Origin of the sequence: Paenibacillus sp. EKM301P (genome assembly GCF_011800295.1) — a bacterium.
GTDB lineage: Bacteria > Bacillota > Bacilli > Paenibacillales > Paenibacillaceae > Paenibacillus > Paenibacillus polymyxa.
Window position 1 is genome coordinate 435,736 of sequence record NZ_JAALFM010000002.1, and the last position, 24,196, is coordinate 459,931.

General features: G+C 48.8%; 8 protein-coding genes. All 8 read right to left on the reverse strand.

From position 1 onward, the window contains the following. Positions 1 to 25 precede the first annotated feature (25 nt). Positions 26 to 1,660 (reverse strand): carbamoyltransferase N-terminal domain-containing protein, encoded by a 1,635-nt coding sequence (locus HFD99_RS07380; protein ID WP_045244093.1) that lies wholly within the window; start codon positions 1,658 to 1,660, stop codon positions 26 to 28. Between the two features lie 42 nt (positions 1,661 to 1,702). Then, complete coding sequence (locus tag HFD99_RS07385; protein WP_123796867.1) at positions 1,703 to 5,737, reverse strand: type I polyketide synthase; 4,035 nt, start codon at positions 5,735 to 5,737, stop codon at positions 1,703 to 1,705. 3 nt (positions 5,738 to 5,740) lie between these two features. Continuing rightward, complete coding sequence (locus tag HFD99_RS07390; protein ID WP_123796866.1) at positions 5,741 to 7,765, reverse strand: non-ribosomal peptide synthetase; 2,025 nt, start codon at positions 7,763 to 7,765, stop codon at positions 5,741 to 5,743. 5 nt (positions 7,766 to 7,770) lie between these two features. After that, positions 7,771 to 8,982, reverse strand: a complete 1,212-nt coding sequence (locus tag HFD99_RS07395) for a pyridoxal phosphate-dependent aminotransferase (RefSeq protein ID WP_017426436.1) — start codon at positions 8,980 to 8,982, stop codon at positions 7,771 to 7,773. A gap of 31 nt (positions 8,983 to 9,013) precedes the next feature. Then, positions 9,014 to 13,936, reverse strand: a complete 4,923-nt coding sequence (locus HFD99_RS07400; protein ID WP_123796865.1) for a condensation domain-containing protein — start codon at positions 13,934 to 13,936, stop codon at positions 9,014 to 9,016. Beyond that, positions 13,933 to 21,555 (reverse strand): amino acid adenylation domain-containing protein, encoded by a 7,623-nt coding sequence (locus HFD99_RS07405; RefSeq protein ID WP_167440847.1) that lies wholly within the window; start codon positions 21,553 to 21,555, stop codon positions 13,933 to 13,935. The genes HFD99_RS07400 and HFD99_RS07405 overlap by 4 nt, the downstream gene beginning before the upstream one ends. Positions 21,556 to 21,628: 73 nt before the next feature. Then, complete coding sequence (locus HFD99_RS07410) at positions 21,629 to 22,777, reverse strand: archaeosine biosynthesis radical SAM protein RaSEA (RefSeq protein WP_016821281.1); 1,149 nt, start codon at positions 22,775 to 22,777, stop codon at positions 21,629 to 21,631. A gap of 2 nt (positions 22,778 to 22,779) precedes the next feature. Further along, a complete protein-coding gene (locus HFD99_RS07415) occupies positions 22,780 to 24,186 on the reverse strand; it encodes a condensation domain-containing protein (RefSeq protein ID WP_123796863.1) in 1,407 nt (468 codons plus the stop codon). Positions 24,187 to 24,196 lie beyond the last annotated feature (10 nt).

The following is a 24,196-nucleotide window of genomic DNA, read 5'->3' on the forward strand; positions in this document are numbered from 1 at the left end:
ATCTTGTACATTATTCGAGGATAGGCTACTGCTTTTCGTATAACGTTTCATTGCACCAGACATATCGGGTTCCGTTCCACTCGGTTGCAGAACGCACATCCGGGAAAAAGCCGCTGCCAAGCAGATTGGCACTGGTATTGCACAGGACTGGAATACCGCTTAATTTCTCGTACGCATGCAGCAAATCATAAATTAGCGGATTGTCCTGCCGACTTACTGTTTGCAAGCGTGCTGTGCCATCCAGATGACGGATTGCCGGAATGCGTTCCACCCATTCGTCACGCAGCATATGGTCAAACAGCATATACGGATCGCGGGTTCCTGGCGAAAAAATAGCAGGCGCATGCTCCTCTATGCAGATCGGTGAGACCGGACGATAGTCCTCCCGTTGCTTAATGGCATTCAGGCGGTCTTTCATATCCGGTCGAACGGCAGCTGCCAGTATACTGCGATTCCCCAGCGCACGTGGTCCCAGTTCCGCCCGATCATTCAGCACGACAACTGGCTCATCTGTCGCATGCAGCAGCTCCGCGAGCTGTGCCACCGTACAAGCACGTGATTCCCAGCCTTCTGCCGGATCATTTTGAATGACCATCGGCCCGCTGTATACAGACCAATTCAAATGGGGATGACCTGTCTGATGAATCATCTCACAACAAGCAGCTCCAATGGCCGAGCCTGTGTCATTCGTAAATGGAGAAACAAACACATCATCAAATAACCCGCTTTCTCGAATCGCACTGTTCCATTTAATATTCAGAGAGCAGCCTCCTATAAAGCAAAAGTTCTTTGTTTTGCGCCCATGCTTGGTCACACTCGCCTCCAGCGAGGTTACAAGAAGCTGCTCCAAATACTGATGGAAAGACGCCAAAGCGTCTGCATGCGGAATATGATGCTCATCTACATATCGCTTGATTTCCTGGGAAAAGGTCCAGTTAAACTCCATGGAGGGTGAAAAATGCCGCGCATACGTCAACTCAAACTGTTCGAGCAGCTCTGAACGTACCCGCCCCTTGGCTATATAGGCCATAACCTTGCCCGCTACCGAAAGATCATCCACACGTGGTCCTTGTCCTCCGCGAAGGAAAGGCTCAAAGTGCAGCGAAAACAGTGAATAAATGTTGCCGATGTACATGAAGAGAGGGCCCAGGTTTTCTAATCTTTCGTTCGCTGGATCAAAGTAATAAAAACGCGGGTACATACCTCCATCGTATACAAGCGCGTAAGACGGCTCCTTGTTTACCGCATAAGGGCTCGCACAATAGGTGCTGGCGATATGTGTGGTTGAATGCATATAGCTGGTATAATCGAAGGATTTCTCTCCAATAACAAGTCCACTGCCCGAATAGGCTTGGAGTGCGTCCGCTGAAAGCGATACTTCGCGGTAAGGCGCAACCGAAAGGGACAACTCCTGCCCATGAGAACGCGTATCCACCCTGCTTTCCTTCAATCCGGCCCAGCCGTCAATAACAAACCGATCCACATCTGCCGAGGTATAGCCATGCAGGTTAAGTGCTTCTTCAACAAAATCTAAATCAGGAATTTCGCTGTAGCGTTTGTTGTTATTGAATTTTTCAACTTCATAGCTGAAAATAAGCTTGTTATCCTCAATCAAGGCTACACTACCATCATGCGTTAATTTCAGTCCGCAGAATAACATGTTCCTTTCACTCCTCACCTGTTAGCCCAACACAAACCCGTTTTATTGTTCAGCCTCAGCAAAATGACGTGGTAATACCGGAATGATATCTTCCTCTTCAGAACCGCTGCGATTGGATTCATCGATCCAAGTTCCCAGCCCGGCCACTGTCGGCTCCTGAAAAAAGACCTGAATCGGCACATCTATGGCCAGCTGGTCTTTGATTTTAGCAATGACACTCATCAGCATCAGGGAATCTCCATTTTCAAAAAAGTCCTGGTGTATGCTAATTTCCTCATGTCCTAGCACCTCGCCCCAAATCTGACCGAGCTGCCGTTCCGTTTCCGAATAGACCTCTCCGTCACGACCGATCAAGGTCACTTGGATGTGAGGCCGCATATGCACTCCAGTGTTGGCAAGCTTTGAGTTCGGCTGTAGTGTATGAAATAGCTCTTCCTCAAAGGAGACAAATTTAGCACCCAGCTTCACATTTCGCTGAATCATATCGTTCAGAGCCTCATTTGAAGTAATAAACTGCTTCAGCTCCTGATAGGACTCCAGCAGATGGCTGTAGACTTCTGACTCTTGCTCGTTATGTCCCTGTGCTTGCTCTGTAATTTCCTTTGTTAAGTCTGGGGAAAAGTGAACCTTGAGCAGCGTCAGCACTTGAGCCAGCTTCTGGCTGTGAATGTTGGCGATGACCGCTTGGGTCAGCTTATATTGCAAAAGCCGATCAAGCAGCTTTCCATAGTCCTCGGACGAAATCGGCTGAGATAACATCCGTTGATCCATCAGTTCGTTCGGTGTATCCCCCATCTCCAGATCCGACCAGTTGATCGCCATCACTTCCATGCCGCGACGGCTCTGATAGTGGGCATACTGATCCAGAAATGCATTCGCAGCAGCATAGCTGCCCAAACCTGCGCCTCCCAGTTGCGAAGCCACTGACGAGAACAGAATGTAAAAGTCCAGCGTCTGCTCCTTGGTCACCTCGTTCAACACCCATGTTCCGGTCACCTTGGCTTCCATGGTTCGCTGAAATGCGGCGGTATCCATCTGCTCCAGACGAATTTCCTCCAAATGCATCGCGGCATTAATAACCCCATGAATTGGACCGTAACGTGCATGTATATCCTCAACGACCTTCTTCATGGAAGCCAGGTTCGTGATATCTGCTGCGTAGTAGCTAACTTCGGAGCCAAGGCTTTCAATCTCCAACAGTCGGCGGATTTTCTTCGCAATCGCAGAAGTGTCCGGTCCCACAGCTCGTTCCTGCCAAGTTCCCCGGTCTGGAAGCTCTGTCCGATTGACCAGCACTAGCTTTACATTGGCCTGGCGGGCAAAATAGCGGCAAGTCTCCAGTCCTACCGAGCCGGCTCCCCCGGCTATCAAATAGACACCGCCCTCGCGCAGCGTAATTTTGCGACGTGGAAGGGCTGCAAGCCGCATCCGTTCCAGCTGTTGTGTATACCGCTGACCGCCACGCCATGCTGAACCTTGATCTGCTTCATCCCGATTCAATTCCAACATGATTTCCCGAGCGATGTCGGAATTCTCCCGTCCGATTGTTTCTACATCCATACAGCTACAACGGTGCTGGCTATATTCCTGTGAAATGACCTTCATCAATCCCCACAGAGGCGCTTTTTCCGGGAACACATATGTATCCTCCGCTACGACCAACTGTGCGTAGTTTGAGACGACTTTGATTTCCAACGAGCGATGAATCGAACTTGCTTGCACTGCCTTCATTAAATAAAAAAGACTTAAAGCTCCTTGCTCCTGACTTTCATTCAAATCATCAAGTTTCCGCATGCGACTGCGAATTTCGGTACATGTCCACAGATGCACGATTCCGGTAAGCTCTGCTCCACCTTGCGTTTTGGACTCTGCCACGGCTGCAAGCAGCTTGGTATAATCCTCCGCAAAGCCGGGACGAATCCGGTAATGTTCCGGGTCTACGACTGCAAAATCAGATGCAGCCTCTACAAAGATCGGCGTTTCTCCCTGGGCCTTCATGAACTCGCCAAGTGAATCAGCTATCCCTTCTTCATCCGCTAGAATAAGCCATAACTCTCCAGTACTAGGGCGTTCTGGGAGGGCAGCAGCCGGGAGAGGACTGGCTATCCAATTCAGTTCATAAAACCAATGATCCACCTGTTTCTCCGGTTCAGATTTCATGGCTGGAGAAGTCACTTCGTGCTCTAGCGCATGCTCGGGAATATACTCCACCCAATGCCGCTTGCCTGAGAATGGATATACAGGCAAAGGAACACGGCGCCTTTGCTCCAAATCATGCAGGGCAGCCCAATTGATCTCGCTACCTTGCATATATTCATCTACAACCTTCTCCAGACTGGTGTCGGGCTGCACCTTAAAGCTTTTCTCTTCACGGGTTGTCAGACGGGTATAATAAATTCTCTCTCCCGCCAAAGCTGGACGCACAGCTTCATCTGCGTTTGCAAAACGCTCTATCCCTTCCCTAAGCTCATCAAGGCTTGTAGCTACAATTGCAAGCCGATAAGCATAGTGCCCGCGTCCCTGATTGCTTGTGAAACAAATATCTGGCAGTGTATGAGTTGTACGGTCCAAAAATGTACGGTAACGGTCAACCAAAGCATTGAAGGAAGCTTTGCTCTTGGCAGACAACGTAAATACGTACGGCACGTCTTCTACACTGGCGGACAGGCTCCGCTCATCCTGCTCATATTCTTCTAATATGACATGGCAGTTGGTCCCTGCCAGACCAAAAGCACTGACCCCCGCCCGCCGTGGTACTCCTGCCTCCGTCTCCCATGGAACCAGCTCTGTATTCACATATACAGGCGATTCGATGAAATTAATGTGCGGATTCGGCTCGTTAAAATGTAGGGTTGCCGGAATCTCCTTCTGTTGCAACAACAGCACCGTTTTGATTAGACCCGCAATACCAGCTGCGGTGTCCAAATGACCGATGTTTGTTTTTACCGCACCCAGAGCACAAAAATGCCGCTTGTCCGTGTAGCTACGGAAGGCATTGGTAATGCCTTCGATCTCAATCGGATCACCTAGACGAGTTCCTGTACCGTGAGCCTCGATGTAGGTTACTGTTTCAGGGGGTATGCCCGCATTGCGCCAAGCTTCCTTCATCAGCTCCGTCTGAGCCAAGGCACTTGGGGCGGTAATACCGTTGGACTTTCCATCTGAATTCATGGAACTCCCTTTAATAACGGCGTAGATATGATCCCGATCCTTCTTGGCCTTTTCCAGCGTCTTCAGTACAATGACTCCAAATCCCTCGCCCCAGACAGTTCCATTCGCTGCAGCATCGAAGGTACGAGCGACAGAATCAGGAGAAGCAATGCCGATATCCACCAGCCCCTCGTCTACAGGAAACAGGGTTAGGTTTAGTCCTCCAGCTACAGCCATGTCGCAGTCTCCTGTAATCAGCCCTTTAACCGCATGATGTACAGCGGCCAAAGATGCCGAGCAAGCAGTATCAATCAGATGACTGCCGCTGGCGAGATTCAGCAGGTAGGCCACCCGACTGGCTACGACTGAAATGGTATTGCCGGGCAAAGCATAAGGCTCCATGTTCTGAATCAGCTGCAAGTAGTCGGCATCCGTATCCCCTACGTACACTCCGGTACGTGAGCCATACAATTCCTTTTCGGCGTATCCAGCATCCTCCAGTGCTTCCCAGGTAACTTCGAGGAAAATGCGCTGCAAAGGGTCCATACAACGGGCTTCCGCTGGCGTGATATTAAAATATTCTGCATCAAAACGGTCAATATGGTCCAAATACGCTCCTCTGCGATACTTAATCTCAGGCGCATATCGTTTGCCTTTAAAATAATCTCGAATAGGCCGATCTACATCCGACTTGCGACTTTCCGGAAATTCTCTTACGGCATCCATGCCGTTTACGAGATTATCCCAAAATTCATCCGTTCCATTCGCCCCCGGAAAACGGCAAGCCATCCCCACAACAGCAATATCATCGACTTTTACTGTTTTGGCCTCATTTTCGAATAGCTCTTTTAGCATCGGCAGAGCTTCTGTTTTGGAGAGATGTTTTGCAGCCACCTGAGCTAGCAAGTAATTCTGAACCCGTTTCATATGTTATCCCTCCTTCAGATGGTCCAGCGCCCGTATAGACTGGCTTACATCCAGTGAGCCATCTTCAATTTGATCCAGCAGGCTCATGAGATCCTGATCCAGCTGTTCGTCATCCTTGGATTGATTTTCAAAATGATTCATATACGCTGCAATCGTAGGATAGGAGAACAGCTCAGCGACCGTCGCCTTGCTGCCCAGCGCGTGTTGCATCTTACGATGCAGTCGAACAATCGAGATGGAGTTGCCGCCGATTTCAAAAAAGCTGTCATGGATGCCGACGTCCTCCGGACTTATATTTAAAATTCCGGCCCAGATTTTGGCCAGCATATGTTCTCTCTCGTTACGGGGCGCCACATATGCGGTTGAACGATGAACTCGCCGCTCCGGCTGTGGCAGATTTTTGCGATCAATCTTTCCGTTAGGAGTAAGCGGCATCTCCAGCAGTTCCATAAAAAATCCTGGAATCATATACTCAGGCAATAATTCACGCAGGTGAGTTGTCAGATCATCCACTTCAAGCCCTTTTTCCAGCGATGTAAAATAACATAAAAGATTGGTTACACCAAACTCATCAGTTTGGGCAACTACAGCCGTTTCCTTAATCCCTGGAAAGACAGATACAGCCCGTTCCACTTCTTTCAGCTCTACGCGATATCCTCGCACCTGAACCTGATCATCCTTACGTCCGCTGTACTCCAGGATGCCATCTGGTCGTAACAAGCCCAGATCTCCCGTACGATATAATCTTTCGCCGGTTTTGGGATGCTGGGTAAAAGCCTTGTCAGTGGCTTCCGGCTTATTCCAGTACCCCGCCGTCAGACCAATGCCGCCGATACAGATTTCGCCTTTGACCTCAAAGGGGCACAACTGCCCCTCCTTGTCCAAAATATAGACATGCGTATTCGCAAGCGGCCTGCCCAATGGAATACTCAACTCTCCTTTTGCCGGAGATGCGTCAATCAGGTAACAGGTTGCATAAATAGCCGACTCGGTCATGCCGTAAATGTTGGCAATCTTGGCTTCCCGGAACGTGCTGTACCAGTCTCGCACCCCATTGACGAGCAAGGCTTCGCCTCCATTGAATACCCACTTTAGTTCCGGCAGCGGATGGTCTGTCTCATCGGTCGGAATCGCATCCAAAAAGAGACTCATCTGAGCTGGAACAAACTGGGTAATAGTAACCTTGTCATCTCGCAGCTGTTCATAGAGCCTTTGTGGATCTTTGACCGTATCCGAACTGAAAATGGACAGCTTGGCTCCATAAATCAAGGGCCAGAAGAACTCCCATACCGAGTCGGTGAAGCTGGCGGAAGTCTTCTGCGCAATCACATCTGCTGCGGCCAGACAGAAAGTATCCTGCAACCAAAAAAGCGTGTTCAGCACAGCCTTATGCGTCATCATGACTCCTTTGGGATCTCCCGTGGAGCCTGAGGTGTAAATCAGATATGCCAGATCATTTTCACAGGCAGGACAGTGCCATGAAGCCTTTCCCTGGTGCTCCCAATCCGATCGTTGATACACAGTCAGCTTATCTGTTTGCACCTTTGTTTCGTCGAGGCAGACAGCGGTCGTCATACTCTCCGGCAAATCTTCCAGCATCGTCTGCAGTTTGGCAGACTCGGTGATCAGCACACTGCAGGCACTGTCGCGCAGCATGTATTGAATCCGTTTTTTCGGATAATCCGGATCAATAGGTACATAGGCCGCCCCTGCTTTTAATACACCGAAAACAGCCACCAAAAGCTCAATTCCCCGTTCCGCTACCACCGCTACCCGCTGGTTAGGCCGTACACCTACTGCGTACAGTAGGCGGGCCATTCGGTTCGCTTGTTCCTCCAGTTCGGCATAGGTGATGGAAGAACCATATTCTTCAATAGCAGTATGCTGAGGGGTTTTCGCGACCTGACGGACAAACAAATCAGGAATCGTCAGCTGTTCCTCATAAGCCTTGCTGGTCTGATTCATCTCCGCAATGACGCGTTCCTCATCTGCCGATAGAATTTCAAATGCATCAAAATCAAGATCCATAGGAGCTACTCCTGAACCGGAATTGCAGCAGATCCAGCCGATTGACCTACCAAGCTATTTGTGAAAAAGTCCACTAATCGGTCTATGCCTTCGTTGTATCGCGTTGTAGAGTAGGACAGGCGCAGCATTTTCGGTAATCCAAAATCAGAACCCGGCACTGTCGCCACTTGTTTGGCTCTCATTATTTGTTCCGCCAGCTCCAAACTTGTCTCAATACCATGCTCGTCCATGTATTTCTCACAATCAAGTGTGAAGTAAAAGCTACCTTGAGCAGGAATGGCACGTACGAGTGGAACCTCATTGAACCGCTCCACCGTATAATCCCGTCTTGCTCTGTACAGGCTGACCAGTTGCTCAATCTCTTCGGGATGCGCCAATGCTTCGAGCGCGCCAAACTGCACGACAGGGTCAGCTGTCAACAAGGTATGATGCTGTATGACCGTAAGCGGTGTGACCAGCTCGTCAGGAACGATACAGTAGCCAACGCGCCGACTGTACATCCGGTATCCTTTGGAGAAAGCATTCGTCGTAATAAAAGCTGATTTGGTATCCGTCAGCTCCAGTACCGAGGTGCTTCGTTCATCAAAGCAAACATTGGCATAAATCTCATCATTAATGACTACAGCCTGTCCGTCGATGATTTCATCAATGGCGTACAGTTCTTCTTTCGTTAAAATATTGCCTAACGGATTGCCAGGCGAATTAATTACCACAATTTTGGTTTTATCCGTGAAGTTTTCCCTGAAGGAATCCAGATCGAGTGCCAACGTATCCAGATTAATATCATAGTAGCGAACGTTCGCCCCCACCAATTGAGCGCAGAAATGATACAGGGAATAATACGGACGCGGCAGCAGTACCTCATCCCCTTCTTTCGCTAATAAATAAAACAAATTCCGGAACAAGGCACTGGTGCCCACATTAATCAAGATATTGTTAGGGTTAATGTCCAGATCGTAGGTTTTCTTGTATTCCTCCGCCAAAGCTTCCTTTAATTCCGGCAAGCCCGGTGGGAATACAAGCGAGCTTTTTTCAAAGGTATCTAATGCATCCTTCATCGACTGAATAATATCCTCGTGCAAAGGTAGCTCGGATTTTCCCAAGGTCATCCGAATGACCTCCTTGGAGCCGTTTTTCTCAAATTCATAAGCCATTTGATCCAGAACGAACATTAAAAACCGATTGTCGTAAAATTCAATAGATGATCTCAATTCCATTTGTAATTGCCTCCTTTGAATGAAACGCACGTTAATGGGATACTTTGGACAGGCTAGACACACTACCAGCAATGGTCTTGATTATTTTGTGATACCTCTCCAACATAGAGTGAACATAAGAAGATTCCAGCAAAGCGGTATTCCACCTCAGGGAACAGGTCAGTCCGGTTGTTAATCTCACAACAGACAGTTGCAGTGCTGCTGGTTCTGAGGGATATACACGTAATCCCACTTCCCCTACCACAGGTAAAGAGCTCGTGCAGTCTTCTTCGCAAAAGATGACGTTAAAACGGGTTGAATACTCCGCCCCGCTCTTCAACACATTAGGGTCCAGCAGCAAATGAAACGGATATAAAACGGCTTGAAGTGCGGCTTGATACCTGTCCTTCACTTTTTCTAGCAAAGGGTTAAACGACGAAAGCCCCTCCATTGAAACTCTGACTGGCACAGGATGCTGGATACGTAAAGGTATTCCACTCCCCTGCACCGGATGTCCCTCGGGATGAACGACATGGACCAAAAGCTCCTCCGCCTGCGTCAATTGCCGCAGCAGCAAGAAATAACATGCGAATAAAATGTCCGTAACACTACTATCATGACTGGAGGCAAAACTGTGTAAAGCTTCAGTCTCCTCTGTGGCAAGAGTCACTTCAATGGAATCCCATTCAGACGTTGCAGAAGCATCTTCTCCTCGTTTGAACGGCAATCCGATTTGAGGAAGCGGATTTCGTAAAGCTTCGGTCCAGTACGCTTTTTGCGGCTCCAAATATCCTTCCTGCAACAACTGATGCTGCCAATAGGTAAAGTCAATCTGCGGGATTGACTGAAATGTGTGGACTGCATCCACTACCGAATCCGTAACAGCGGCGGAGTAGCGGATAAACAGTCGTTCCAGCCAACCTTTCATGTCCAGACATTCCATTAGTAATGGATGAACAGCCACGATCAATTGGCACCGTTCGTTGTTGTCACACCCCAAGCGCACCCGATACAGCGGCCCTTGTCGTGGCTCAAACGGGTTACGATACTCGGCAGCCACACTAGAATCCGCCCAAGAAGCTGCATCCTCCTCTATGACATCCGTGAATGTGTAATCCAACGGAAGATGTGTCTTCACCTGCTGAGTCGGCTCGGAGGTCTCTTCCCTGAAGATTATTCTGAGCGTACTGTGTTCGGCTTGCAGTTCTTCCAACACCCTGACAAATAACGTCTGATCCACCTTGCCTGTCCACGCTGCACGAACGATCATATGAGGAGTTGATCCCCGATGTCGCCATAACTGCTTTTGGTAAAAAGATAAAGGATGCCACTCAATCTCTGGTGCCGGGCAAATCGGAGGAATCGCAAAAGTGGAGTCCTTTGCTCGTCGTTTCCGCTTCATGTTGTCCGCTTCCTCAGGTGAAAAAATCCGGTACTCCGCCAAAGCTTGTTCAGGCTGGTCCAGAATCTGGTCGATCAGGCTGAGCAAGTGTCCTGCAAGTGTAGTGATTGTCTGTTGGTGAAACAACCGGGAATAATACTCAAAGGTGCAATTTAGCTCTCCCTGCATCCCTTGAAAAATGTCGAGCTTCAAATCCATGGTTGAGCTGTGTTTGGCCCAGTCCACCATGTCCAGCGTCACATCTCCCATCGTAAATTGGGTCCTCTGCATCCCCTGATTATGTAAAATAAGCATGGTGTCAAAAATAGGGTTGCGCGAAAGATCACGTTTCTGATCCAGGTGCTCCACCATCTTTTCAAATGGATAATCCTGATGATCATACGCAGCTATAGTCCGATGAGCCACCTCCTTTAAAAAGTCTGTAAAGCAGCGCTCTCCTGCCGGAGTATTACGAATAGGCAAATAGTTCGTAAAAAGACCTATCGTATGCTCTACCCCCGTATAACGTCTTCCAGCAATGAGAGAACCTACAATGACATCCTCCTGCCCTGTGTATTGATACAGCAGCACATTGTATACAGCCAGAAGCGTCATATATAGTGTAGCCCCATGTTCTTGTCCCAGGGCCCGCAAGCGGTCAGCAGCCACCTTGTCAATCGTGAACGAATACATGCCCCCTTCAAAAGTCATCACAAGCGGCCGTGGATAATCACTGGGCAGATTCAGAATCGGTAGTCCTGCCTCCCGCCCTTCCGTTAACGTCTTCAGCCAAAATTTCTCCTGTTGGAGCATCTGCTCGCTGTGCAGAAAAGCATTTTGCCATACTGCATAGTCCTTATACTGGATACGTAGCGGTGGCAAGCTCTGCCCGCTATAAAGACTGGTAAATTCCCGAATGAGGATTTCCATGGAAACACCATCTGAAACAATATGATGCATATCAAACATTAGCAAATGCTTGTCCTCTTCATCACACTGATCCGTTAATCGCAGCAAGCATACACGAAGTAAAGGCGCCTCTCCCAAGGAAAACGGCTGTACAAATTCTTCCATCAGCTTTTGCACATCGGCTTCTTCTGAAGCCACTCCCAGTGATATCGCAAGCTCAGCTTCCGGAAGAACACTTTGCACAATTTCATCCTCTGCGACATCAAACACTGTCCGAAAGGATTCATGACGATGAATGATCGCAGCAAATGCGTCTTTTAAGCGCTCCACGTCCAAACGCCCAGTGATCATAGCCGCTCCAGGCATGTTGTAGCTCAAATTATCTTCTGCCAGCTGCTTCAGAATAAACTGACGCCGCTGTGCGTTGGATACGGGGTAAAATGCTTGTGGAGACACTGGTTCGATAGACGGGTAATCCGTTGTTTCTCCTCCTGAAACAAGCTTGGCAAGCTCACGAATACAAGGGTGTCCAAACAAATCAACCAATGTAATTCTCGTGTGGAACACCTGACTGATGGCTGTAATCAGATCCGTAGCCAGCAGTGAGTCTCCACCCAATTCGAAGAAATCAGCATCTATAGAGAGCTCGTCAACACCCAAAATCCGTCCCCAAATGCGTGCCAGCCTGTCTTCCGTTTCCGTCGGAACATACCCATCACGAAAGGAAACACGTACTTCGTTATAGGCTGTCAACTGTTCGTTACGACCACGGCTTCGACGTTGGATCGGCGGCTCTACCCAGTAGCGCTGCTTGTCCCAGGCGTATGTAGGCAAAGGAACTTTGACACACTCGTCTGCCGAATAATCCTCCAACCAGCGTCTGTTCTCTCCGTTAACATATCGCCGGGCAATCATTCGTGCATCTGTATCCAGCGTCATTTCTGCCAGGGGCAGGGGCTCGCTATATATAGTGCAAAAAATCCCCTGTTGCTCCAGCCCTGTTCCATCCTGACAGACCAATGCGTTATAAGCCTGGCGCAGCTTTGAGCAAAGATTGATCCGATCCGAAACTGGAATTGCCAATCGATAAGCATGATGCTCTCTGCCCGTGTTCAGGACATAACAGATATTTTCCAAAGACGGAATATCGTCACTCTCCAAAAAATCAATATATCGAGCAGTCAATCTTCGCAGTGAATCCTCACTATATGCCGAAAGCGTAAATACTCGTTCCTCACTGCAGGGTACATCGGAGGACGATGATAGTGAGGGCCTGCTGCCTTGATACTCCTCCAGCACCACGTGACAATTTGTACCGCTTAATCCCCATGAACTGATACCCGCTCTCAGCGGAATCCCGTCCTCACTTCGCCAATCAGCTAGCTTTGTATGAATATAGACCGGAGAACTATGCAAGTTCATCAGCGGATTGGGATACGCAAAATGCAGGGTAGGCGGAAGTTTTTTATGCTGTAAAGCCAGAATCATTTTAATTAGCCCTGCCATGCCCGAGGCCGAATCCAGATGACCGATATTGCTTTTGACTGAGCCGATTCCACAAAATTGTCTTTTTTGCGTATACCTGCGAAAAGCATTTGTAATCCCTTTGATTTCAATCGGATCTCCAATTTTGGTCCCTGTTCCATGAGCCTCAATGTAAGAGATCGTCGACGGATCAATGCCTGCACGCTTCCAAGCCTCTACAATCACTTCTTCCTGGGCTCGGGCATTCGGGGATGCCAATCCGTTGGAAGCACCATCCTGATTGATAGCACTTGCTTTAATCACCGAGTAAATATAATCGTGATCCTTCTCAGCTTGTTCCAGTGGCTTGATTAGAACAACGCCACAACCTTCACCCCATCCCGTACCATCGGCATCAGCGTCGAAGCTGCGTGATTGTCCTTGCGACGAGGTGATCCCAAGCCCACCCGGTTCCAATCTGGTGGGTAAAGCGCCAATGGCTACTCCGCCCACCAAAGCCATACTGCAATCTCCAGCAAGCAATCCTTCACATGCAAGATGCAAAGCGACAAGAGAGGAAGAGCAGGCGGTCGCTACACTGAGTGCAGGCCCAGATAGATTCAAGGCATAAGCCAGACGGCTTGCGATCACGGGCGGAAAATTCCCGACAAAAGCGGTGGATGAATCACTTTCGATCAGCTCCTTGTACCTCGCTTCACTATAGCCGACATATACGCCCACCCGTGAGCCACGGATACGTTCTCCGCCATAACCTGCATCCTCAATGGCCTCATAACCGGTTTCCATAAACATACGCTGCTGCGGGTCCATATATTTGGCTTCCCCTGGGAGGATATTAAAGAATGCAGCGTCAAACGTATCTATTTCGTCTAGATAACCTGCTGGCATATACGGCCCTTGATTGTGTTCATCCAAAAAAGGTCGGATCTGCTCCAAACGTGAGCTTGGAAACATTCGTATCCCATTCAGACCATGAACCAGATTGTTCCAATATTGCTCCTTGGTATCTGCTTGCGGGAATCGTCCAGCTACGCCGATGATGGCTATATCCCTGTTGCGGTTTATCCCCTCGTGGACTGCAGACGATGACGCAGCTTTGAGCTGAACTTGATATTGCTTGATCAGAGAATACGCATGCTCTTCAGATAATTCCTGTTTGGCTACAAGCTGCAAAATGGCTTCAACAAACGTATCCCTCATATGCTTTCATATCCTTTCATAGCCTCATCCACTGAAATAGCGTCCTCCTTTACCCGCTTGATCAGACTCCGCAAATCCTCATCCGCATGGTCAAGGTCAGAAGCTTTGACCGATGATTGCGGGCCTTCGGTTATCACTTCTCTCGTACTGGCAGCAAGCCTGCCTTCTATAAATTGCGCCAGCTGTGAAACTGTACCGTATGAGAACAGGTCTCCGGCCTCCACTTCAGGATCAACCCGTTCATTCAGAAGACTCAGCACTTTTAAAATAAGCAGGGAATCCCCACCAATTTCAAAAAAATGTTGACTCACATCAATTTCCTCGTATCCCAGCACCTCGGCCCAAATTTGAGCAATCTGCTGTTCCAATTCTGTGTAAGGTTCTGTCGGTTTCCCTTTCAGACTGACCTTCACATCTGTCACCAAACGGTTAGGCTTGACGAATGACGGAGCTCCTACCTCCTTAGTGGATTGCGGTACAGCTCGATGTCGATCCGTCAGCATATCCGGTGCAAGCTGAATTTTCATCATCGGCGCCCATTCACGGAGCTTCTGTGTATCAAACTTGCCAATAGCCACTTGATCCAGCGGACAAGACAAGCTCATGTGGAAAGCAGCCAGTGCATCCGGTACAGGCATATAATCCATACAGCCTGGTCCTGTAAGTCCCTCCCATGCGTACCAGTTGATTGCCAACGTCGTTTGCCCCCGCATGTTCCGCTGTGCGCTGAAGGCATCCATAAAAGTGTTGGCAGCCGCATAATCACCACCGCCAGCTCCGCCCCATAGCGAAGCTACCGAAGAGAAGAGAACGAAGAAATCTGTCTCTTGCTCAGCAAGAAGCTTATCCAGTACTAACGTGCCATGAATTTTGGGGCAAAGTACCTTCCCAAAGTCATCCCTATTCTGAACTTCCAATGGACGGCTGGTATCGCCGCTAGCTGCTGCGCAATGAACCACTCCTTTAACGGGGCCAAAACGAGCTTGCACATCTTCAAAAACCAGCTTCATCTGCCTAAAATCAGACACATCCCCCGCGTAGTAATGGACCTGCGATCCGTATTTTTCCATATCTACAAAGGCTGACAACTTACGATAAGTTGCAGCATCAGCTTGTCTTTCCACCGGATCATGTATAATTTGTGACCAATGCTCTTTTTCCGGCAGCTCTGTCCGATTCAGAATGACCAGATGGATCGGGGCTTGCTGGGACAAATACCGGCAGACCTCAAATCCCAAGCCTCCTGCACCACCAGTCACGATATACACCGCACCCGGACGAATGGTGACGGAACGCCGATCTGGAATATTCGGATGATTCCGAGTATCCGGGGTGCTTACCAAGTCCGATTCCAGACGGGCCATGCCTTGGATATATCGTTCCTGACGGACGACAACGAACGAGTCTGTTTTATTTTCTTGCAGCTCGGTCATGATCAGATCCGCAACTTGCTCCCTCGTGTGATGGATCGTATCAACATCCAGTCCGAAACATTGCAATTGTGGATGCTCCTGAGAAATAACCTTCACTAAACCGTGAATCGCAGATTTTTCAGGTGATATATACTGTTCATCCGAAATCCGCTGTGTAAAGTTCGAAACCACTCGCAAATCGAGCGTTTCATGTAAGCCCTGATGCAGTAATGCTTTTGTCAGAAAATAAAGGCTATAAACACCTGACTCCAAAGCAACATCCACAGTTTCAATATTGACTGGAGTTGAAGGGGGATCTGTGCAGGTCCAGAAATGAACGATACCGTTCAAGCGCTGATTCCGTTGTCTCAGTTCACTCATGAGTTGAAGGTAATCTGCTTCTACACCCGCCCGGATGGTGTATTGATGATGGCTCTGTTTTTCAAACATCTGCCCCGTCTCTACGGTCACCACCTGATGGTCAGAATGCGTCAAGCGAAGCGCCAGCTCGTCACCAATCCCCAGCTTGTCTTTAAAGATTAGCCAGTTTCCCTGAGCTAGTGCACCTTCTCTTGTCTTCTTCAGTTCTTTTGGAGTCCAGCGAACACGGTACATTAAATCTTCGATTGTACTCACCTGTGTTTGTTCACTCATTCGACCGATAATCAGTGCGGTCTCAGCCTTAGTACGGTTTGGCAAACGCACAGGGAAGGTCCGTACTTCCGTGAATTGCTCTTCCTTCAACAACTGCTCCCATGTTTCCGTCGGAACCAGTGGAGAATCCTTTCGTATATCCTGATCCTCGAACAGCCACCATCCCTCTGTCATTCCCCACACGAGATTTTCCGCAGGCTCGTTCTGCACCTTTTCGATCATAAACAGGGCTCCACCAGGGGCAAGTACCTTTTTCAACTGGGACAAGGAGGTTCGCAAACGGCTCGTGGCATGAATCACATTCAGACCAATAATGATATCAAACTGTTCCGGCACAAAGCCTTGCGCCAAAGGATCTTCTTCAATATTAAAAGTTTGATATTGAACAAACGGATAGGCTGCAAACTGCTTTTGTGCTTCCAAAATGATGCCCCGTCCCAAATCGGTATAGTAATACTCCACTTGGAGACCTGCTATGGCTGGAAAAAGCACCTTACCCACCGTTCCCGAGCCAGCCCCGACTTCCAGAATGCGGAGCCGTTTTCCCGCTTGTGCTAAAATATGCTGCTTTAATGCGTCCAGCGCCATCGTCTCACACAGATCGCCCAGGGTACGTCCCTGATTGGCAAAGCCCTCCAGAAATTGCGATGTGCCATCGGGAAACAGTACACTCAAAGGCGATCTTTTCCCCGTTAATACAGCCGGATAGGCGTCCAGACAATACTTCAACACCTTGAAGGTTCCAGCAAATGCCGGATATTGCTCGATGTATTGGGTACATAACATCGACAGATCGGGAACTGACTGATCAACGGTCAGCATTATATTTTCACCGTCCAAGCGTACGTGGCCCTGCTTCTCTACGAAACGCAGCATGAACCGGAAGAGACGCTGATATGTGGAGGTGATCCCTATCGTATGCAGCATTTCAGACTCTTTGTATACTTTTCCAGGTTCTGTGAGCGTCCCCCATTGCCTGAATAGTTCGATGATAAGCTGGGCCGCAAATTCATCAACCGCCTCTTTATATCCCTGGACTACCGCGAATCCGCTCTCCTCCAATAACCGTTCACCGAATTGAAAAACCATCTCGGTAGCCTGCCAGAAATCAGGAGCTCCCTTCTGCGTGTCAGCGATCAATTCCGCACTGGCTGGTACATCCGGTGATTGCTGAACTTTAGGTTCAACCCAGTAGCGCTTCTCTTCAAACGGGTAGCCTGGAAGAGGGACACGCACCCGGTTCTGTCCGCGATAATAGTCATCCCACTCCAGCTCACTGCCCTGCATATAAGCCTCCACCAAACGTTCCAGTGATTCCGCAGGCTGGACTCTGTACGGCGCTGGATTTCCCCCTGTTTTGCCTATCGTATTTACGTATATTCGTTCGCGATCTAGTAATATGGAAGCCGCATTTTGATCGCCCTGCTCTGCAAACAGCTTGAGTTTACGCTGTAATTCTTCCTGCGAGCTGACGACGGTAGCCAAACGATAAGCATCGTTTCCACGACTGATATTGGTGCAGTAACAAATATCTGCCAAAGCTTCGTGGTTATTTCCCAAATAAGCCGCAAACCTCTCGGCATAAGCGTAGAGCGCTTGTTCGGTCCGGGCAGACAAAGTGAACAAATATTCTTCGCCCGGAGGCGGAGCTTCTCTTTGGAGCGTATATTCCTCCAATACAACATGGCAGTTCGTTCCGCTCAGACCAAATGAGCTTACACCTGCACGACGAATCCCGCATTCAGGCATCCATTCCTGAAGTGACGGAGCGACATAAACCGGAGAATTGACAAAATCAATATGCGGGTTAGGCACTTTAAAATGAAGGGATGCTGGAATCTGACGTTTGGTCATGGCCAGCACTGCCTTCATAAACCCGGCAATCCCTGCTGCTGAATCCAGATGCCCGATATTGCTCTTGACCGATCCTACCGCACAGAACTGTTTACGATTTGTATAGCGTCCAAAAGCCCGCGCAATGCCTTCCATTTCAATAGGATCGCCTAGCTTGGTGCCTGTTCCATGTGTCTCGATATATGAAATTGTCTCTGGATCAATCCCCGCGCGCTTCCAGGCTTCCTCAATCACATCAGCCTGCGCAGCGGCATTAGGAGCGGTCATTCCGTTGGATCGCCCATCCGAGTTAGCTGCGCTTCCTTTGATCACTGCGTAAATATAATCACCATCAGCCACGGCCTGCTCCAGTGACTTGAGTACAACAGCACCTACTCCTTCGCCACCACCTGTACCGTCCGCCGATTCGTCGTACGCTTTCGTCTTGCCATCAGGCGCGGCGATTCCCATGTTGAAGAGATTTTCATCTACCATCGACAGGTACAGATTGACACCGCCAGCCACAGCCATTTCGCAGCCACCAGACGTGATCTCCTGTACCGCATGATGCACAGCCATGAGTGAAGAGGAACAGGCCGTGTTAATGACCTCTGCCGGGCCTGTCCAATTAAAGACATAAGCAATCCTACCGGCAATCACAGCTTGTAAATTCCCCGGTATAGCAGAGGGCTCAATCTGTGGCATCAGGTCCAAATATTGCGGTGTACCTGTTCCTACAAATACTCCCGTCTTCGACCCGTACACCTCTTTTTCCGAGTATCCCGCATTCATCATTGCTTCCCAAACAACCTGTAACAGCAGGCGCTGCTGCGGGTCCATCATTCGTGCTTCATTAGGAACTATATGGAAAAACGATGCATCAAATCCATCAATTTGCTCCAGATATGCCCCTTGCGGCAACGAGCCTAACTGTCCAGCTACATTATCTGAACCATGAATTATATCTTGTAACCGATGAGTTGGAATGTCGCGAACAGCATCCACCTCGTGACACAGATTGTCCCAGAAGGCATCGCAACTGTCCGCCATAGGAAAACGGCAAGCCATGCCAATCACAGCAACATCACCGTGTCTTCCCTTGGCCCCAAGCTCAGCCCTGTGGATATGTTGCCGTCTTGTATCCATTTCGCGAAGGGGTTTGATAGGTTTCTCCACACCGCCGGACTGAATGATTTTGGCCTGCATCGCGATCGTATGATGTGTAAAAAGCTGCGGAATGGTCAGCTGAGTCTTTAGTAAATGGTGGATTCTGCTTTGCAGTCGCACGATAGACAACGAGTTGCCACCTGCTTCAAAAAAACTGTCCTCCACACTAACGGCAGGCACGGACAGCAACTTCTTCCAGATATCCGCCAGTTGTTCCTCCAACTCATTACGTGGTGCCACATATGCACGAGTATGGACTACTCCAATCCGATGCAAAGGCAGCGCCTTTTTATCCACTTTGCCATTTGCCGTGACAGGCATGGACTCCAGACAAACTACATGTGCCGGAACCATATAGTCCGGTACATATTGCTTCAGGTACAATTGGATGTCATTGGTTCCTAACGGAGATGCTTTCGAGGTCTTCAGCCTTTTCAATGTATAAAAGGCTGCAAGCTCCTCGGTGTGCTCTGATCCATGCGGAATGACCACAGCCTCTTTGATGGACGGATGACTTCTGAGAATAGTCTCAATCTCCCCCAGTTCCACACGCATCCCTCGGATTTTAACCTGGTCATCCGACCTGCCGACAAACTCCAGATTACCGTCTGGCAACCATCTCACCAGATCGCCTGTTTTATACATCCGCTCTGCTTGGGTTCCAAACGGGTTCGGCACAAAGCGTTCGTCCGTCAAGCGTGGATTGTATAAGTATCCTCGCGCCAATCCAGCTCCAGCGATGAACAGCTCTCCAGTCGCCCCAAAGGGCAGCAAGCGTTGCTGTGGATCTAGAACATACACCTGATAATTTAATAGCGGCTTGCCTATGGGTAGAGTTGCCCGTTGCTCTGCAGGTTGGCATTCATACAAAGTCGTATTAATAGCCGCTTCTGTCGGACCGTAAATGTTAAACAGCTCGCCTATGTTCAGCTTATCTCGTAAATGCTGTACCAGCTGCCCGCTACAAACCTCACCTGCCATGATGATAAAAGCAAAGGGATGCTCAATATCTGGTACCTGCTCCAACAGCACTTCCATTAGTGAAGGTACGGTATTTAACACATTAATCTGTTCCTTCCGTACCAGTCCCCAAAAGGCGCTTGGATCTGTCTTGGCTTCTTTTGGAACCAGATACAGTGTCCCTCCGGTAGCTAAAGGCAAAAAAATCTGCTGCACAGAAGGATCGAATGTGAATGGAGCCATCAAAATATGTCTCAATTGTTCATGGAAATCATAGCTGTGTTTCAGCCCAGCCAATTGATTAACAATATGTCGATGCTCTATCATCACGCCTTTGGGCGTTCCAGTCGAGCCTGATGTATATATGACATACGCCATATGATCAGGTCTGCCTTGAACTGGCAGATTGGACGTCTCGCCTGTATAGAAGGCGGGATTGGACAGATCAAGCACTGTTCCTTGAAAAGGATGGGCATCCACATACTGTGGCGGTGAGATCAGCAACTCCATCCGACTATCCGTAAAAAGTTGCTGTACCCGCTCTGCTGGAAACGCCGGATCTATCGGACAATACGCCCCTCCTGCCTTTAGTACCGCCAGGATCACCACGATAACTTCCACCGTCGGCTCAGTCATGATGCCGACAATATCATCTGGACCCACTCCATGACGTTGTAAAGCACGGGCAAGTTGATTGGCTCTTGCATTTAGCTCTCTGTAACTAATGCAATATTCTGCTTCGACTACAGCAGCTTGCTCAGGCGTTTGTACCACCTGTTCTTCGAACAACTGATGCAGCATATTCACATCCGTCAGTTCTACAGCCGTCTGATTTAAGCCATTTACTAGAAGCTCTCGTTGCTGTGGAGCCAGCATATTTGCCGCATCATCCTCCAGAGAAACCGCTGATTTCTTAGGCCATTGAGCCAGAACATACAGCAAGTTGGCAGCAAAGGATTCAAGCAAGGACATCGAGTACACCTCAGGTCGATAAACGAGTTGCAGTATCCGACCTTCTTCTTCGTTCGGTACAAGCTTGATTATCAGATCAAATCGATCCAGGTCATCGACCGCCGTTTGTAATCCCTCATCGACACATGCCAGTTGCCACAGTTCTTGCAGCTCTCTCCCATGAAGAGATGTCCACTTGTCATAGAGAAGGGACAAAGAATTGGCCTGATGGTTCAATGTTCGGGAAAACTCGGCCTTCATGTCTTCGTTTAGCTCACGCCACGTTCGACTTCCTTGAACCCGAGGCTTGAGAAAAAGCAGACTCCCTGGCTCGGATTGGGCCTGTACAAGCGTCGTCGTGCCAATACATATATCTTCTGACTGCGAATAGCGATGAAGCAGCCCAGACAGCGCCGTCAAGAACAAAATAAAACGTCCCAGTTCCGAGCCTTTCGACATTTGATCCAGTTGGCGGATTGTCTCCCTGGGAATAACCCGTTCTAGCGTTTCTCTGCGTGCTCCCGGTTGATAGTTAGACTTGCTTTTGCTTACAGGCAATAATTCCCGCGGCAGATCTTGAGACCATTTTTTCATCCAATATTCTTCAATGATCCGGTCTTTCAGATGCGTACTCTTGTCCATACACACTCCCCTCTCTGTCAACCGTTCCCGGCCTTCATGAGCTGACGAATCCACATGATCTTTAATTGGTGGACTACTTGATTAATTCACTATTCAAAATACTCAGTCTCTCCTCAAAAGGAGGATGCACGTGCTTCAATTCTTTCTCCCATTCCGCCTTGCAGCTGCAATCCAGATGCTCCAGAACGCTTGGATCAAGAGTGTGATTATACTCCTTCAACGCCTCCATCACTCGATCACTGCATTGTGGGCAATTGTAAGGCACCCCGACAGGAGAAGGATAAAATTGGAACAATCCGACGATGATCTTCCCCAAATGCGCCGTCCGTTTTACCACCTCAACGATGCTCCAGAGCCATGCCGGTTTATAGGCCTCTTGATCACTTAAATACTGCACCAGTGTATAATCCTGTACGGTACAGCTTTCCAGTGAAACAGTCGTCGTACCGATCTCAAAAGCATGTTCAATCGTTTGTACGGCATGCTCGATAGCCTCTTGTTCCGTAATAAAAGGCGGCTTCAGCAACACATAGCTGCGTAAATTTAGCTCCTGAGTCACCAAGCGGGCGGCCTTGTCAAATTGTTTTAATGAAAAGCCCTTGTTTATGCATACATACCGCAAAAAATCATCAATCATTTCGAGTCCCATGGCGACTTCCACATGCTTATCCGGTAAAAGGCGCTTAATTTCCGCCATATTTTCCTTCGTTACAAACTCGGGTCTGGTTTCAATAACCAGCATTTTGATTTCGGGCTTTTCCCCAACCATGCGTATGATCTCCCACAATGCTTCAGCTGGAACTTCATTGTCGTTGAGAATGGAGCCGTTATTATACAGATTGAGTAAAGGATATTTGGTAAAATCAATCCGATTGAACTCCTTCCGAAATTGCTCCAAATAATAATGGGCGGATAGAGGGCCGTCTTTGCGCGTTTGCTTGGCTAAATGACCGCACATGGTGCAGCCGTTTCCATTTTTCAGAGCCCACTCGCATCCGTTCGACATTAAATACATGACTGCGCGTTGGTAGTTTTTCCCTTGAAAGTTTTCCTCACGAATATCCGTTTCTGTCGCTACTTTGTCCAAATGATACTGTTCATCCGGAATTTTGGCGTGAATTTCCTTCATTAAATTAGCAATGAGACGGTAATAGTGGGCAGTTTCCTTCGTAGTCATCCATTGGTAGGAATCCATTTGTTCCCAGTCCTTCGGCTTTCTCATCTTCATACACCCCTTTTCAAAGTATCCGGGCTATAATCAAATTCAATCGCCCAGACCTCTTGCAGTCCCTTTTCCATCTCCGTCAAGGAGTGAATATCCTGAATAGCACAATCTCTTTCTGTAACCATCAGCCTGAGCAAAGCGACATAACGTTCACATAAGAGTTCTATTGTCGATGTTTCATATGTTGAAGGCTGATACAACATTTGGATGGCTGTTTGCTCCATTTGATGAATACTCACTAGAAGTGAATAATCCGTTACGCTATGCCCGGCAAAGGATTCCAAGGTCAATTCACTTTGTCGATTGATCTCCAGCGGATAATTTTCAATCACGAGCAATGTATCAAATAGAGGCTCTGTGCTTCTGAAATTTCCGTAAGTTTGTATATCCACAAGCGGTGTTGTTTCGTAAGGCTGCCTCGCTATACTCGCTTGCTGAACATCGAGCAGCGCTTGTTGCAGCGTATCGCTATTCCCAGACTGCAACCGCATAGGAACCGTGTTCATCAGAAGACCTACCATTCGTTCAATTCCAGGCAAGCTGCTGGAGCGGCCAGATACTGTTGTGCCGAAAAGCACGTCTTGCCGACCGCTAACCCTTTGTAGCAGAACGCCCCAAGCCGCTGTAAAAAGGGTACCTATCGTTACCGATTCTTCCTTCGCGACAGTTTCCAGCTCATTCACCAGATCTGGCGGCAATATATACGATTCGCAAGCCGTATCGCTTATTTTTGGGGCAGAAGTGGTATCAAGCAGGTACAGGGGCTGAGCTTCATATCCAGCCAGATAAGCTTGCCAAAATGCCTTGCTTCCGCTCTTATCCTGCTTTCCAAGCCATTTCACGTACTCTCGGAAACACGGCTTGCTTATCTGTTCCGGTTCTCGGCCTGCACGCAGCGTATGATATGCGTGGATAAACTCACCCAGCACAATGCCATTACTCCAGCCATCCATCACAATATGATGGTTGCTGACCATCATGATATGACGGTCGTGCGTCAGCCTAAACACTGTAATCCGCAGTAGTGGACCCTCGGACAGGTCAAATCCTACAGCACGGTCCGCTGCGCGCAGTTCCTGTATTATCGTCTCTTGCTCCATCTCCTCCATTTCTGTGAGGTCATGGAAAGCGAAAGATAGTACGCGTCCTTTTAGGATAATCTGAACCGGGTTCTGGATCTTTTCCCAGCGGAATACGCTTCTCAGCACTTCATGCTGTTGAACCGTCCATTTCCACGCCTCACAGCAGACAGACAGATCAAGCTGGCCACGTAGCGTGTAGCTGTATTGTTCAAAATAAGCTCCTGTGTCCTTGTCCCGCAAATAGTGGTAGAGCATCCCTTCCTGCATGGGAGTCAAACCAATAACATCCTCCACACGTGTTTTGTTCAATGGACGGTGGCTCATGGTTGTTCCC

What these genes read in the sequence shown, in the direction of transcription:
- HFD99_RS07380 (WP_045244093.1), bottom strand. Translation starts at nt 1,660, where the DNA reads ATGTTATTCTGCGGACTGAAATTAACGCATGATGGTAGTGTAGCCTTG.
- HFD99_RS07385 (WP_123796867.1), bottom strand. Translation starts at nt 5,737, where the DNA reads ATGAAACGGGTTCAGAATTACTTGCTAGCTCAGGTGGCTGCAAAACAT.
- HFD99_RS07390 (WP_123796866.1), bottom strand. Translation starts at nt 7,765, where the DNA reads ATGGATCTTGATTTTGATGCATTTGAAATTCTATCGGCAGATGAGGAA.
- HFD99_RS07395 (WP_017426436.1), bottom strand. Translation starts at nt 8,982, where the DNA reads ATGGAATTGAGATCATCTATTGAATTTTACGACAATCGGTTTTTAATG.
- HFD99_RS07400 (WP_123796865.1), bottom strand. Translation starts at nt 13,936, where the DNA reads ATGAGGGATACGTTTGTTGAAGCCATTTTGCAGCTTGTAGCCAAACAG.
- HFD99_RS07405 (WP_167440847.1), bottom strand. Translation starts at nt 21,555, where the DNA reads ATGGACAAGAGTACGCATCTGAAAGACCGGATCATTGAAGAATATTGG.
- HFD99_RS07410 (WP_016821281.1), bottom strand. Translation starts at nt 22,777, where the DNA reads ATGAGAAAGCCGAAGGACTGGGAACAAATGGATTCCTACCAATGGATG.
- HFD99_RS07415 (WP_123796863.1), bottom strand. Translation starts at nt 24,186, where the DNA reads ATGAGCCACCGTCCATTGAACAAAACACGTGTGGAGGATGTTATTGGT.